Source organism: bacterium (assembly GCA_035295165.1).
In the GTDB taxonomy this organism is placed as follows: Bacteria; Sysuimicrobiota; Sysuimicrobiia; order Sysuimicrobiales; family Segetimicrobiaceae; genus JAJPIA01.
Genome location: DATGJN010000061.1, coordinates 79,059 through 93,082, shown reverse-complemented (window position 1 = coordinate 93,082; position 14,024 = coordinate 79,059). Strand labels below are relative to the sequence as shown.

Annotated in this window: 11 protein-coding genes; 3 read left to right on the top strand and 8 right to left on the bottom strand. The window is 67.9% G+C overall.

The window, feature by feature from the left end; translation table 11 throughout:
- The first annotated feature begins 134 nt into the window (after positions 1–134).
- The gene (locus tag VKZ50_09435) at positions 135–1,670 is read left to right on the top strand and encodes a caspase family protein (GenBank protein HLJ59940.1); all 1,536 of its coding nucleotides are present in this window, start codon (positions 135–137) and stop codon (positions 1,668–1,670) included.
- A 187-nt stretch (positions 1,671–1,857) separates the two neighbouring features.
- Here the strand turns inward: VKZ50_09435 and VKZ50_09430 are convergent, their stop codons facing one another.
- Positions 1,858–3,186: an MFS transporter gene (locus VKZ50_09430; GenBank protein ID HLJ59939.1), complete on the bottom strand. Its 1,329-nt coding sequence runs from the start codon at positions 3,184–3,186 to the stop codon at positions 1,858–1,860.
- A gap of 64 nt (positions 3,187–3,250) precedes the next feature.
- Here VKZ50_09430 and guaB point away from each other — a divergent pair, with 64 nt between their 5' ends.
- On the top strand, positions 3,251–4,687 hold the full coding sequence (gene guaB, locus VKZ50_09425; GenBank protein ID HLJ59938.1) for an IMP dehydrogenase: 1,437 nt from the start codon (positions 3,251–3,253) through the stop codon (positions 4,685–4,687).
- A 191-nt stretch (positions 4,688–4,878) separates the two neighbouring features.
- Positions 4,879–5,994, top strand: a complete 1,116-nt coding sequence (locus VKZ50_09420; protein ID HLJ59937.1) for a site-2 protease family protein — start codon at positions 4,879–4,881, stop codon at positions 5,992–5,994.
- Positions 5,995–6,134: 140 nt separating this feature from the next.
- Here VKZ50_09420 and VKZ50_09415 read toward each other — a convergent pair whose 3' ends face one another.
- From VKZ50_09415 to VKZ50_09385, 7 genes are all read right to left on the bottom strand, one after another.
- On the bottom strand, positions 6,135–7,910 hold the full coding sequence (locus VKZ50_09415; protein HLJ59936.1) for a M28 family peptidase: 1,776 nt from the start codon (positions 7,908–7,910) through the stop codon (positions 6,135–6,137).
- A gap of 84 nt (positions 7,911–7,994) precedes the next feature.
- A complete protein-coding gene (locus VKZ50_09410) occupies positions 7,995–8,969 on the bottom strand; it encodes a branched-chain amino acid ABC transporter permease (GenBank protein HLJ59935.1) in 975 nt (324 codons plus the stop codon).
- Positions 8,966–9,838, bottom strand: a complete 873-nt coding sequence (locus VKZ50_09405; GenBank protein ID HLJ59934.1) for a branched-chain amino acid ABC transporter permease — start codon at positions 9,836–9,838, stop codon at positions 8,966–8,968. Before VKZ50_09405 ends, VKZ50_09410 begins: the two co-directional genes overlap by 4 nt.
- A gap of 87 nt (positions 9,839–9,925) precedes the next feature.
- Positions 9,926–11,239 carry an ABC transporter substrate-binding protein gene (locus VKZ50_09400; GenBank protein HLJ59933.1) on the bottom strand — a complete coding sequence of 438 codons (1,314 nt, stop codon included), beginning with the start codon at positions 11,237–11,239 and terminating at the stop codon, positions 9,926–9,928.
- Between the two features lie 27 nt (positions 11,240–11,266).
- Entirely contained in the window at positions 11,267–11,959 is a 693-nt protein-coding gene (locus tag VKZ50_09395) for an ABC transporter ATP-binding protein (GenBank protein ID HLJ59932.1), read from the bottom strand.
- Positions 11,960–12,706 carry an ABC transporter ATP-binding protein gene (locus VKZ50_09390; GenBank protein HLJ59931.1) on the bottom strand — a complete coding sequence of 249 codons (747 nt, stop codon included), beginning with the start codon at positions 12,704–12,706 and terminating at the stop codon, positions 11,960–11,962. It abuts the gene before it with no gap.
- Positions 12,707–12,848: 142 nt separating this feature from the next.
- The gene (locus VKZ50_09385; protein HLJ59930.1) at positions 12,849–13,955 is read right to left on the bottom strand and encodes an AI-2E family transporter; all 1,107 of its coding nucleotides are present in this window, start codon (positions 13,953–13,955) and stop codon (positions 12,849–12,851) included.
- Positions 13,956–14,024: the final 69 nt, after the last annotated feature.

Sequence of the window (14,024 nt, the reverse complement as noted above, 5' to 3'; positions counted from 1 at the left end):
CTTCCGAGGGAGCGGGTCTCATGCTGGCGGTCGAACCGCAAGCGAGCTAGGCCCTCCTCGGAACGGCACCAGAGGCACTCCCTTCATCCGCACATGACCGCGCTCTTTCCTCTTCTCTCCTGGAGGGTACACTAGTGAGCGAGCGCCGGTACGCAGTCTTGATCGCCGGCAGCCAGTTCCCCGACGAGCCAAAGCTGCAGCCGCTGCGATGCCCCGAGAACGACGTCGACGGGTTGCACGAGGTGCTGAGCTCGAAGACGTACGGGGATTTCACCGACGCGTTGGTGCTGAAGAACGTCCCCCACTACGAGGCGCTTCTGAAGATCAACCAGGTGCTCAAGCGGGCCGAGAAAGAGGACTTCGTCCTGATCTACTACTCGGGCCACGGGAAGCTTGACATGGCCGGCCGGCTCCACCTCGCGACGTTCAACACGACCGTCGAGGCGCTCGAGGCCACTTCGATTCCGGTCGAGAGCATCCGTAACTACGTTGACGTCTCGCCCTGCAGCAAAGTGGCCCTCATGCTCGATTGCTGCTTCAGCGGTGCGGTGGGCGCGGCTTTCGCCCGAGGAAACCTCGACGATCAACTGCGGCTGGCCTCCGGAGGACGGGGAACGTACCTCATGACGGCTTCCACCGGCATCCAGGTCGCCTTGGAGAAGGAACAGGATCGCTACGGGGTCTTTACCAAGCACGTCATCGAGGGGATTCGCGGCGGCGGCGCAGATCTCGACGGCGACGGGTGCGTCACCATGGACGAGCTCTACCGGTACGTCCACGGTCACGTTCTCGACGAGGGGTTCCAAGAGCCGATGAAATGGGACTTGAACGTCCGTGGCGCGCTCGTCGTCGCCCGCACGGGACGGTCCCCGCGAGAGGAGCGTCGCCGGGCACTTCGCGATCGCCTGCTGGAACTTGCGCAGGAGGGCACCCTTCCGAACCGGATCCTGTCCAAGGCCCTGGCCGTACTCGCGCAGCCCGCATCGGATACGCCGGAGGCACGCCGCTACAACGCCCTGTTGGATCGACTGCTGGAAAGAGGCCTGAAGGTCGGAGATTTCATCGAGGAGTGGTATGAGGTCGGGGCGACCCCGGCGTCGGAGCCGGCCGATTCTGCGGATCGGATCGTGGCCGTCTCCCGCTCCCGGCCGACCGAGACGCATGGGCCCCGTCGGGACATCCGGGTCGAAGTGATCCAAGGCATCCGGCGGGCCGGCGATTTTCTCAAACGGCTCGACCTGCCTCGGGTCATCCGCAATCGGGGCGCTCTCGGACTCGACCGCATTGAAGGGACGGCGCGGGGATCTCAGCTGCTCTCCACGTCGATGGCGGTCCAGCTCAGTCTCGCATGGATCCTGCCGGTGCTTATGGGGGGACATTTCGGCGAGGCCTTCGCCTGGACGCTCGTTGCCGCCGGCACGCTCAGCGGGATCGTCTTTGGAGAACTCTGCCGGCGCCGGGCGGCCTGGCCCGGCGTCGCGGGGGGGTGGCTCGCTAACCAGGGAGTCGTGCTCCTCGCGTTGATCTACATCGACGCCCACATGGTACCTATCAGCTACCAGAACCTTCGTGCGGCGTTCTTCATCACTGCCGCGTTCGCGACAGGTCTCGATCGGTGGGCGCTGTTGCGCGTGTCGGAGGCGGGCAAGCGAGCGAATCGGATCTCGTAGGAAGGCCCTTCACACACGGGCCACCGCCGCGGGGTGATCACGCCTTCCGTCGATCCGGCGACACTGTCCGCGGGCGATCGCCGACGACCCGAGCGAGGGCTCGGGGAGACGTGCAGTGTTCAAGCGCGGCTTCGTGCTTCCCCCCGTGACACGCTCGCGCGCGATCCGAACCGTCTCGTCGCGTCGGTCAGTGCTCCCCGCCGGTTCCGTTGCCGTCACCCGGGACCGCGACGAGCGCGGCGCCGGTCGGTGCGCCGGCCGCTTGCGTCAGTTGACGCCACCGGAACACGGCGGCCGCTGAACACACGCCGATGGCGCCGGCGATTGCGAGTTCGGCCGGGGCGCCCCAGATCTGCGCGACGGCGCCGGTAAACAGCGCACCGACCGGGGTCATGCCGCCCATGACGAGCGCGTACATGGACATCACGCGGCCGCGCATGTGGTCGGGCGCTGCGATCTGGAGCGTGGTGTTGGCCGCGGCCGTGAACGCGACCATGCTCGCGCCGGCGGCCGCGAGCACCGCGGCGGCAAGGCCGAACTGACGGGCGCCGGCGAGGAGCAGATCCATGGCGCCGAGGAGGGCGGCGCCGCCGTACATCATCGTCGGGTGCGGCCCGAGGTGGCTCATCGACGCGATGAACAGCGCACCGAGCAACGCACCCGCCCCTTGGGCCGACATCAGGAGGCCGAAGCCGCCGGCGTTCTGGTGCAGCACGTTCTTGGCCAGGACGGGCACGATGATGTTGAAGTTCATCACGAAGACGCTCTGCAGGCAGACGAGCGCGATCGTCTGGATCGCCACCGGGGTCCGGATGAGATAGACGAGTCCCTCGCGCAGGTGGGCGAGGACTCCCGTCTCGATCTCCACGGTCTGCAGCGGGCGGACACGCATCATGGCGAATGCGGCGATCACCGGGACGAAGCTCACGGCGTTCGCCAGGAACGTGTAGGCCATCCCCACGGACGCGATCGCGAGGCCGGCGACCGCCGGGCCAAACAGCCGGGCGGTGTTGAAGATCGTTGAATTGAGCGCGATCGCATTCATGGTATCGTCGCCTTCGACCATCTCGAAGATGAACGACTGCCGGGCCGGCGTGTCGAACGCCGACGTCAACCCCAGCGCGCAGGCAAACACCACGATGTGCCAGTAGCGCACCGCGCCGCTCAGCACCAGCAGCCCGAGGGCCAGCGCCTGCATCATCTGCGCCGTCTGCGTGACGATGAGGAGCTTGCGCTTGCTGACGCGGTCGGCGACGACCCCGCCGATCAGCGATAGCAGGAGCATCGGGAGCCACTGCAGCGCGCCGACGAGACCCAGGAGAAACGGCGAATTCGTCAGCTGGAGCACCAGCCATGCCTGGGCGATGCGCTGCATCCAGGTGCCGACCAGCGAGATGAGCTGCCCAAAGAAGAAGAGCCGGAAGTTTCGGTGGCGCAGGGAGGCAAAGGGGTGGCGCCGTCCGCCGCCGGAGACACCCTCAGGCCCATCGCCGGACCTCAGCGTGACACGTGCCACGCTTCCATAATAGCACCCGCCGTGGTATCGTTGGCGTGGTTTCGGTTGCGATGGAGGCCTGTGTATGTCTGAGACATTGCCGTTGGGCCTGACGTTTGACGACGTGCTGCTCGTGCCGCGCCGCTCCGGGGTGAGCACGCGGCGGCAGGCGGACACCCGGGCGCGGCTCTGCCGCGGGATCGATCTCGCGATTCCGATCGTCAGCGCGAGCATGGACTCGGTCACCGAGAGCCAGATGGCGATCGCGATCGCGCGGGAGGGAGGGATCGGGATCATTCACCGGTTCCTGCCGATCGCCGAGCACGTGGCGGAGGTGCGCCGTGTGAAGCGTGCGGAGAGCGTGGTGCTCGACGCGCCGCACACCGCCGGCCCCGAGTCAACGGTCCGGCAGGCCGCCGCGTACATGGAGGAGCACGGGCCGGCGAGCGTCTTGGTGATCGACCGGGATCGGCGGCTGCTCGGGATCGTTACGGCGCGCGATGTGCTCTTCGAGGACGATCTCGACCACCCGGTCACCACGGTGATGACTCCACGCGAGCGCCTGATTACGGCGCCCATCGGGACGCCGGTGGAGGAGGCGAAGCGGATTCTGCACCGGCATCGCATCGAGAAGCTGCCGCTGGTAGATTCGGAGGGCCGTCTGACCGGCCTGATCACGAGCCGGGACATCCTCAGCCGGCTGAGATATCCGCAGGCCACGAAGGACGGACGCGGCCGGCTCCGCGTCGGCGCGGCGATCGGCGTGCGGGGCGACTTTCTGGAGCGGGCTCAGGCGCTCGTCGAGGCCGAGGTGGACGCGCTGGTGATCGATATCGCGCACGGCCACTCCGACCTGTCGTTCCGCACGGTGGAGGCGGTGCGCGCGCGCTGCGGCAACATCCCGCTGGTCGCGGGAAACGTCGCCACGCCTGAGGGCACCCGTGAGCTGATCGAGTGCGGGGTGGACGGCATCAAAGTCGGGGTCGGTCCGGGCTCGACGTGCACGACGCGCGTTGTCACCGGGGCGGGTGTGCCTCAACTGACCGCGATCCTGAACTGCGCCGAGGCTGCCGCGGCGTCCGGCGTCCCGGTGATCGCCGACGGTGGCATCCGAAGCTCCGGCGATCTCGTCAAGGCGCTCGCCGGTGGCGCGGAGTCCGTCATGCTCGGCAACCTCCTCGCGGGAACGGAGGAGAGTCCGGGTACGTCGGTGACCAGGAACGGCCGCCAGTACAAGGTCTACCGGGGGATGGCGAGCCTGTGGACGTCCGCCGAGCGGCGCGACATGCCGCAGGAGGATGACCTGTTGTCCGAAATCGTCCCAGAGGGAATCGAAGCGCTGGTGCCGTATCGTGGGCGGGTCTCGGCAGTGCTGGCGCAGCTCGTGGGCGGTCTTCGATCGGGGATGAGCTACTGCGGTGCGACGACGCTCGCCGAACTGCACAAGAACGCGCGGTTCATGCGGGTGACCGACGCCGGAGTCCGGGAGAGCATGCCGCACGACGTGGATGCGTTGTCGTAGTCTGCGGATGCGCTAGGCGGGGGCGGCGGCCCCCGGGTCACTTCATCTGCCTCGATGTGACACGCTTGGCCGATGGCTGCATGACTCTCGTCGTGGTCATCGTGCCATAGGGGCGCTCGGAGGCGCGCCTTCACGCTGTTCGCTGTGCCAGCCCTGTCTGTGGAATCACACCCGAGACGGAGGTGAGGGTGGTGATCCGCCAAGCTATTCCCCTTGGTCGCGTGCTGGGCATTCCGCTTGGTCTCGATTACTCGTGGTTCCTGATCTTTGGGCTCATCACATGGTCGCTTGCGGCGGGATATTTCCCAGCGCAGTATCCCGGATGGCCGGTCGGCGTGTACTGGATCACCGGGCTCGCCACCGCCCTGCTCTTCTTCGCTTCGGTAGTCCTGCACGAACTTGGACACGCAGTGATCGCCCGTCGCTTCGGCGTGCCCGTCAAGAGTATCACGCTCTTCGTGTTTGGCGGCCTCGCCCAACTGGGGCAGGAGCCGCCGGGCGCAGCGGCCGAGTTTTGGATCGCCATCGCCGGTCCGGTGGTGAGCGGTGCGTTGGCCGGTGCGTTCACCCTGGCGCGTTCCGCGGCGCCCACGCCCGCGTTGTACGCGCTGACGTCCTATCTCGGCTCGATCAACGGGTTGCTCGCGCTTTTCAACCTGATCCCAGGGTATCCGCTGGACGGTGGGCGGGTGTTGCGGGCCGTGGTGTGGGAAGTCACGCACAGTCTCCGACGCGCCACGCAAATCGTCTCCGGAGTCGGTCGGTTCATCGCGTATCTCTTCATCGCGCTCGGTATTTGGCAGATCATCTCAGGGCGCTTGATCGACGGCCTGTGGATTGCGTTTGTCGGTTGGTTCCTCGAGTCGGCGGCCGCAAGCTCCGGGCGGCAGATCGCGATTCACGACCTCCTGGCTGGTCACTCCGTGCGCGATCTCATGGCGCGGGACTACCCCACCGTGTCGCCCGATCTTCCACTGGAGACCGTGATTCACGACCATATCCTTGCGACGGGGTGGCACACCCTTCCCGTGGTGCAGGATGGACAATTCGTCGGGCTGCTGACCCTGGACGAGATCAAGGCAATACCCCGGGCCGCGTGGGCGACGACGCGGGTGCGAAACGTCATGACCCCGCGCGACCGAGTCCCGACGGTCACGCCGGATGCTGACCTCGCGGTGGCTGTCGACGCCCTGGGCGCAGGCACGGCCGACGTGCTGCCAGTCGTCGACGCCAACTCGTTCGTCGGGGCCGTGAGCCGTTACCGCCTCGTCGCCTTCTTGCAGGCCCAAGCTGTTTTGGGCGCATAGAGCCTCTGAGCGCATGTTGCTGGCGCCGTCCGAGGCGTCATGGCCTGTTCCGGTCGACCTCGTCTGTTGCGGGAGCGACCGGCCTCCCCTCCGCGGTGCCGCAGCGGCGCCGCCCGCCGAGAGGGCTCGGACGCACCGTGCTAGCGCACGTCGATGTGCTTGAACGCGTGTTCGATCATGTCCGCCGCCCCCTCAAGCGCGTGCGTGACCCTGTTGCGATCGCGCACGAGGCGGATCTCCAGCGTGTGATACTCGTCGGTGCCACGCGGCAGCGTGCGTAGCCGCGCGGCGGCCTGCAGCGACGGGATCGGTGGGATCGGCACGGCCCGGTCGTGGTCGAACGGCCCGGTCGATGTGTAGTTGATCGGGATCAACGCCCGGCCCGCGCGCATCAGCGTGTCGTTGATGAGAGAGGCGGCGGCCCGCTGTTTGCGCGTGCCGCGCGCCTGGCCGATCGCGGTGCCGACCCGTTCCGCGGCATCGTGCAGGCGTTCCGCCGCGCCGGTGAGCCTGGTGGCGGCGTCCAGCGGCGCGTCCAGATCGAACGCCTCCCCTGCGGCGTCCTGGATGTGCCCGAGCGTCTCGCGAATCTCCGTGGCGGTGGCGCGGTAGTCGAGCGGCAGGACCGGCGCCGTGCACCAGCGCCACACGACGAGCGCGTAGATCTGGGCGTCGCGCTGAAGGTTGGCGCGATCGATCTTGTCGATCGTGTCGTCGGTGGTGTGCCACCACCAGCCGAGCCCGCCCGACTTCTTCACCCCGCCGTGGAGCGACGCCAGCGCATTGCTCGTCGCGGAGTCCGCGGGGGGCTGCACGGAGACGCCCCCGAACATCGATGGCACGCCGATGCCCCAGAACGACTGATCCCCCATGCGGCTGATGCGGCGGTGCTCGAGGTCCTGGTCGGTGACATCCTTGATCGCGCGGGCGGCGCTCGCCCACGTCTCGGCCATCGTCTCGCCCTCGCTCAGGACCGTCGCGCCCTTCGCGCCGGAGGAATCGACGTTCAGATGGAGGACCGCGTTCCGGTACAGGTCGCGCCAGTGATGATCGGCGTACCACACGGAGCCGGAGTACCGGCCGTGGGAGTGCCCAGACCAGAACGCGAGCCGGAGGCCGCGCCGGAGCCGCCGCTGCCGCTTGCTCATCAAGCGGGCCGTCTCGACCATCACGGCGTTCGCGCTGCCGTTGTCCATCACGCCGTAGTGCCACGAATCGACGTGCCCGCTGAACAGCACATACCGATCGGGTTCGTCCGTCCCCTTGAGGTCCGCCGTGAGGACCGGGGTGGGGCGCCAGCGAGTATCGACCTCGACGTGGAGGCGGGCACGCAACATTCCCTCGCGCGCCCGCGCGCGGAGCACTGCGCCGTCGGACTCGCGCACCGAGACGGCCGCGATCTTGGGCAAGTGGCCGATCGTTTCCGGCGTCGGCGACCCCCACACGGTGGAGATGATCATCTCGTGCAACTCGGGCGGGTTGACGAAGATCGCGCCGACGGCGCCTGCGGCTTCCGCCGACTGCGCCTTGACCGGCATCGCCAGGCCGTCCAAGAGTACGATCTTGCCCTGCACCGACGCCGCCTTGAAGTCGCCGGCCCCGACGTCGACGACCTCCCCTTCGAGTCCCCCGGCCGGCGTCGGCGCCGAGAAGGCATGGGTGATGCACTCGACCTGGCGGGGCAGCGTGCCGACGATTTCGAGCGACGCCTTGCCCGGCCAGGAGATCAGCGCATCGTGTTGATAGCGGTGGACATCGAGTCCCAACTCTCGTAGGGTCGTTTCCAAGTAATCGAACGCCTGCGCTTCCTGCTCGCTGCCGGACATCCGCACCCAGCGCGATACGCCGCGCGTGTACTCCATGAGTTTGGCCGCGGACACCGCTTGCCGGACGGCCTGTTCGGGATCCTTCGGCATGATTTGCCTCCTCGCGGGCACTGCGGATATAGCGGATACAGGAGAGCATTCTCAGGCGGGACGTCGCTTTCCTGGACGGCGCAGCTACGACCCTGCGGGTCCCTCGACGGTCGGGGGCGTGGGGGAGGAGGCCGGTGCCGCGCGCGCACTTAGCATCCGCTCAAGCGTGCCGACAATGCCGTGGCGGAACGCGAGGATGACGCCGACGAAGATCGCGCCCGTCACGACCCCCCACGCGTCGGTCCATGAGGAGATGGCGTCCCGCAGGATCAGCACGAGGCCGGCGCCTACGAGCGGGCCGAGCCGCGTGCCCATTCCGCCGAGCAGTGTCATGATGACGACGGTCCCCGACGTCGACCAGTGCACCGCGTCGAGCGCTACAAAGCTGTGGTTGATCGCCCAGATCCCGCCGGCCACGCCGGCGAGCGCCGTCGACAGTATCGCGGCCATCAGCTTGTACCGCGCCGTGTCGTACCCTAGGCTTTCGGCGCGGGCCTCGTTCTCACGGATCGCGACCAACACGCGCCCGAACGGCGAGCGGACGATTCGCCAGCAGAACACGACACCGAGCGCGACGATCGGGAGGGCGGCGTAGTAGAACGAGGTCGATGAGGCGAGCGACGCGCCGAACAGGCTGCCGTGGGGGATGCCCGTGACCCCGTTCTCGCCGCCCGTCATATCTCGCCAGGCGTTGGCGATGTAGTACACCATCTGCGCGAGCGCGAGCGTGATCATCGCGAAGTAGATCCCGGTCCGCCGGATGCCGAGCGCCATGAGCGGAACGGCGAGGACGCCCGCGGCCGCGCCGCCCGCCAGCACGTTGAGCGGAAACGCCGTGCCCGCGCGCGCGGCGAGAATCCCCGAAACGTAGGCGCCCGCGCCGAAGTAGGCCGCGTGCCCGAACGACAGCAATCCGGTGTGCCCCAGCAGCAGGTCGAACGCCGTCGCGAAGAGCGCCCAAGCGAGGATATCGACGGCCAGCGCAGGGTACACGACGTGCGGCAGCGCCACGCCGATTGCGACGAGAACGAGCCAGCCGGCGAGGCGCGCCAGGATCAAGCGGCGTCCGTCCTTCCGAACAGGCCGGCGGGGCGCAGCAGCAGGACCGCGGCCATGAAGACGAACACGAGGACTTCCGCTGCGGCCGGATAGTACACGGCCGCGAGCGCCTCCAGCAGGCCCACCAGGAACCCGGTCACGATCGCGCCGAGGACCGACCCCATGCCGCCGATCACAACGATCGCGAAGGTCGTAATGATGAGGTCGGCCCCCATGACGGGCGAGACGTTCCGCATCGGCGCGGCGAGAACGCCGGCCAGCCCGGCCAGTGCCACGCCGAACGCAAACACGAGCGGGATCCAGCGGTCCACATCGATCCCGAGCGCCCGGGTCAGGAGCGGTCGTTCGGTCGACGCGCGGATCACCATCCCGGCGCGCGTTCGCTCGATCGCCCACCACGTGCCGAAGCAGACCACGAGCGATGCCGCGAGCACGAAGAGCCGGTACGTCGGGAACAGAAACGGGCCGAGGACCACGACGCCCTGCAGCAGCGCCGGAGGGGAGTACGGCACGCCCTGCATCCCGAAGCGGAGGCGCATCGCGTCTTGGATCGCGAGCGCGAGGCCGAACGTCAGCAGCAGGTTGTAGAGGACGTCGACCTCGTACAACCAGCGGAGCAGGAGCCGCTCCAACAGCAATCCGACCGCCGCGACGGCGAGCGGGGCGATGAGGAGCGCCCACCAGAACGACACCCCGAGCGACGCGGACAGGAGATACGCGGCGAAGGCCCCGAGCATGTAGAGCGCCCCGTGCATGAAATTGACGACCCGGAGCATGCCGAAGATGACGGCCAAGCCGAGGCTCAGCAACGCGTAGAACGCGCCGTTGACCAGCCCGTTGAAGCTCTGCAGCAAAAGGCTCTCGATCATCGCGTTCCCACCGGCCGCGCGGCGGGGAAGGCCTCCTCGTCCGGACGCCCGCCCGCCGCCGCGGCTACCCCTGGGGGAAGAGAACGATCACGCCGGCATCTTGCACGACGTCTGGTTCAGCGGCGCGAACGCGTCGCGCGCCGGGATGCGGCTCACGACCGTCGTGTAGTCCCACGGTTCTTTGACCTCGTTCGGCGCCTTGATCCGGCCGAGCAACGCATCGTGCGTGACAAGGTGGTCCTGCTTGCGTACCTCGCCGTTTCGCACGAAGAAATCGCTGAACCGATAGCCTTCCAGTGCCGCCACCACCCGATCCGCGTCGTCCGTGCCCGCGCGCTGGATCGCGGCGAGGTACTGCCACGTGGCGGAGTAGTTGCCGGCCATGACGAACGTCGGGCGGACTTGCGTGCGGGCGAGGAAGCGGTCGGACCAGTCCCGCGCCTGCTTGTCCATGTTCCAGTCCCAGGGTGCGGTGAACAGCACGCCCTGGAACGCCTCCGGGCCGAGGGCGTGGACGTCGCTCGTGAACAGCAATCCGACCGCCAGGTTGACCCCCTGCTGGCGCAGGTTGTACTGGTTGTACTGTTTGACGAAGTTAACCACGTCCTGGCCGGCGTGCATGGTCGCCATCACGTTGAGCAGCGGGCGCATGGTGCGCGCCTTGATCATGTACGTGGAGAAGTCCCCCTCGCCCGGGAACGGCGACGGATCCGCGAGCAGGACCTTGCCGCCCGCCTTCTGAATCGCCGGGGTGAACGAGTGGATCATGTCCTGGCCAAAGGCGTAGTCAGGATAAACGAGGTACCAGTTTTTCCCGACCTGCTTTGTCACTTGGACGCCGGTGCCGTTCGCCAGCATGTAGGTGTCGTACGCGTAGTGGAACGTGTACTTGTTGCAGTTCGCGTTCGTCAACGCGGTCGTGGCCGACCCGACGTTGAGGCACAACTGACGCTGCTGCGCGGCGATGTTTGCGACCGCGATGCCGACCGACGAGGTATCCACGTCCGTGATCATGCCGACGCCGTCGCGCTGGTACATCTCCTGCGCCTTCTGAGCGCCGAGGTCGGGTTTGTTCTGGTGATCGGCGTCCACCACCTCGATCGGGCCGCCGAGGGCGCTCGCCCCGTACTGCTTCTGGAAGTCCTCGACCGCCATCCGGACCGCCTCGACCCCTTTCTTGCCGCTGAGATCCGCGTACAGGCCGGACTGATCGTTCAGCACGCCGATGACCACCTTGCCCCGCGTCAGGCGGACCGGCGTCTGCGCCGCGCGGCTGACGCGGACGTTCCACGATGATGCCAGCGGCGCAAGGCCCACTCCCACGGCCGCGGCGCCGGCGGCCGTCAGCACCTGCCGTCGGGTGACGCGCGCGCGACCCCATCGCTCAGACCCGTCCGTCATCAGATCGCCTCCTTTGATTGGGTGTGGTCAGACGCCAAGGTACTGTAACAGTTGGTCCTCCCGTTGGACCACCTCCTCGTTGGAGAGGTCCTCGACGGTCCGGCCGTCGACGATGAGGTGGTGGCGGTCGGCGACCGTCGTGGCGAAGCGGAGGTTCTGCTCCACCAGGAGTACGGTGAGGCCGTGCGCTTTGATCTCCCGCAGGATCTCGCCCACACGGCGGATCAGGAGTGGAGCGAGGCCTTCCGTCGGTTCGTCCATCAACAAGATGCGGGCGCCCATTCGCAACATCCGCGCGATCGCGAGCATCTGCTGCTCCCCGCCGGACAGCCGGGTGCCGGGGTACGCCGCCCGCTCGCCGAGCGCTGGGAACGTGGAAAAGATCTTGTCGATGCTCCACGCGTGCGGGCTCACGACCGGCGGCAACAGGAGGTTCTCCAGCACCGACAGCGTGCCGTAGATGCCGCGGTCGTCCTGCACGTAGCCGACTCCCAGGCGCGCGATCCGCTGCGGCGGAAGACCGGTGAGGTCGAGACCGTCCAGCACGATTCGGCCGCGGCGCTGGCGGTGGAGCCCCATGATGCACCGCAGCGTCGTGGTTTTTCCCGCGCCGTTGCGCCCCATCAGGGTCGCGACCTCGCCCGTGCTGACGCGGAGCGAAACGTCGTGGAGCGCCTGGCTTTCCCCGTACCATGCCTGGAGATGCTCGACCTCGAGCACTTAGGCTCCCCCGCCCAGGTAGGCCTCGATCACGGTCGGGTTCGTCCGTAACTCCGCGTACGTCCCCTCGGCGAGGACGCGGCCTCGTTGCAGCACGGTGATCCTCCGCGCCAGCGCCGCGACGACCCCCATGTTGTGCTCGACCAGGACGACTGTCCGCCCGGCGGCGGCGCGGCGGATCGATTCGACGATCTGTCCAACGTCGTGCGTGCTCAACCCGGCGGTGGGTTCGTCGAGGAGGAGCACTGTGGGACTCAGGGCCAGCGTCAACGCGATCTCCAGGGCGCGCTTCTGCCCGTATCCCAGCGTCGCGGCCTCACGCCCCGGCGTCGCCGCGAGGCCGACGGCGGCCAGGATCGTCCCTGCTTCGTCGTCGAATCGGCGGAGGACCCGGTCGGAGAGCCAGAACGCGTACCCGAGCGACGTGCGCGCGCCGAGCGCCAGACGGATGTTGTCGAGCACGCTCAGGTGGGGGAACACGCTGGAGAGCTGAAACGAGCGCGCCACCCCGCGGCGGGCGATCTCGTGTGGTGAGAGGCCGGTGACCTCCCGTTCGCGGAACAGGACGTGACCCTGGGTTGGCCGCAGGAACCCGCTGAGCAGGGCGAACAGGGTGGTCTTGCCGGCGCCGTTCGGGCCGATGATCGCATGGATGGTGCCGTCCTCGATGCGCAGATCGACCCTGTCCAGGGCCCGGAAACCCCCGAACTCCTTCGTGAGGCCGCGAGCTTCCAGGATCGCCGCCATATGGTGCCGCTCCGCTCGAAATAATTGGCAACGATTCGGCGGGAACCCTGCCGTGCACAATCGGCGCCTGCCCACGGACACGGGCGGCCGTCGCTCGGCGCGTCGGGTCGAAGGCGGCGGTGCCGCGGGGAGCGCGACCGGGTTACCGTGGACCGGCGGATCGAGGGGATCGCGGTTCGCCGGCGGGCGCGGCCGGGTCCTCGGTAGGCCCCTGAATTTCGCGCACGACCTCGGAGACGATCACCTGGATCGCCGCGGCGATCGGGACGGCGAGGAGCCCGCCGATGATGCCCAACAGCTTGATGCCGGAGAGCAGCGCGACCAGCGTCAAGATCGGCGACATCCCGACGACCCGCGACATGATGCGGGGCACCAGGATGTGGGGCTCGATGTTCATGATGACGGCGTAGAAGATGACGACCGCGACCAGGCGCCAGACGGGTTGGGACAGCGCGACGAGGATCGCCACCGTGCCGCCGAGCCAGAGACCGACCATTGGAATCAACTCGCCGAGGCCGGCGATGACTCCCAACAGCGCAGGAAACGGCATGCCGATAAGCGTCAAAAAGAGCGCGACGGGCACCGCGACCGCGAACGAGAGCAGCAGCTGCGCCCGCAGCCACCCCCCGAACTTGACACCGATGCGATCGAGGACGAGGCCGACCCGGATCCGTTCCTGCGATGTGAACAGCTCTAGGAACGAGCGTCTGATCGCGGTGCCCTCGAGCAGCATGTAGAAGGCAAACACGAGCACCGTGATCGTAGCCGCCACACCGCCGACGAACCGGAACGCGACGCCGGCCGCGGCGGAGCCGTACCCTGAGAGGTCCGTGAACTGCTGCGGGAGATGGGCCAGGACCGTGGGCACGCTCGGCAACCACGGGAACTGCTGCTGGAGGCCGGCCGCCCATGCCTGCAGTTTGCCGAGCAGCGCGGGCAGGTACTGGGTGAACGATCCCGCCTCGTTGACCGCGGGCACGACGATCATCGAGACGACCACGCCGAGCGCCGCGAACATGACGATGTACACGATCAGAATCGCGACGCCCCGGGCGAGCTGGACGCCGCGGGGCAGGCGCCACCGCTCCAGGAAACCGACGACCGGGGCGAACCCGGCCGCGAGGATCGCGGACACCAGCAACAGGATCAGGATCTCGGTCACGTGGACGACGAACCAGAAGATCATCCACGCAAGCGCCACCAGTCCGATGACCGTGGCGGTCCGGGCCACCAGCTCTCGTTGGGTCAAGGGGCGCGTCTCCTCGCCATGGTCGGAGAGCAGTTCTCTAGGAGGGAGACCGCTCCTGCCCGCCCGCGG

Bases quoted from the DNA above. Each gene is read 5' to 3' on its own strand.
- guaB (HLJ59938.1), top strand. From the start codon at position 3,251: ATGTCTGAGACATTGCCGTTGGGCCTGACGTTTGACGACGTGCTGCTC.
- VKZ50_09415 (HLJ59936.1), bottom strand. From the start codon at position 7,910: ATGCCGAAGGATCCCGAACAGGCCGTCCGGCAAGCGGTGTCCGCGGCC.
- VKZ50_09405 (HLJ59934.1), bottom strand. From the start codon at position 9,838: ATGATCGAGAGCCTTTTGCTGCAGAGCTTCAACGGGCTGGTCAACGGC.
- VKZ50_09400 (HLJ59933.1), bottom strand. From the start codon at position 11,239: ATGACGGACGGGTCTGAGCGATGGGGTCGCGCGCGCGTCACCCGACGG.
- VKZ50_09390 (HLJ59931.1), bottom strand. From the start codon at position 12,706: ATGGCGGCGATCCTGGAAGCTCGCGGCCTCACGAAGGAGTTCGGGGGT.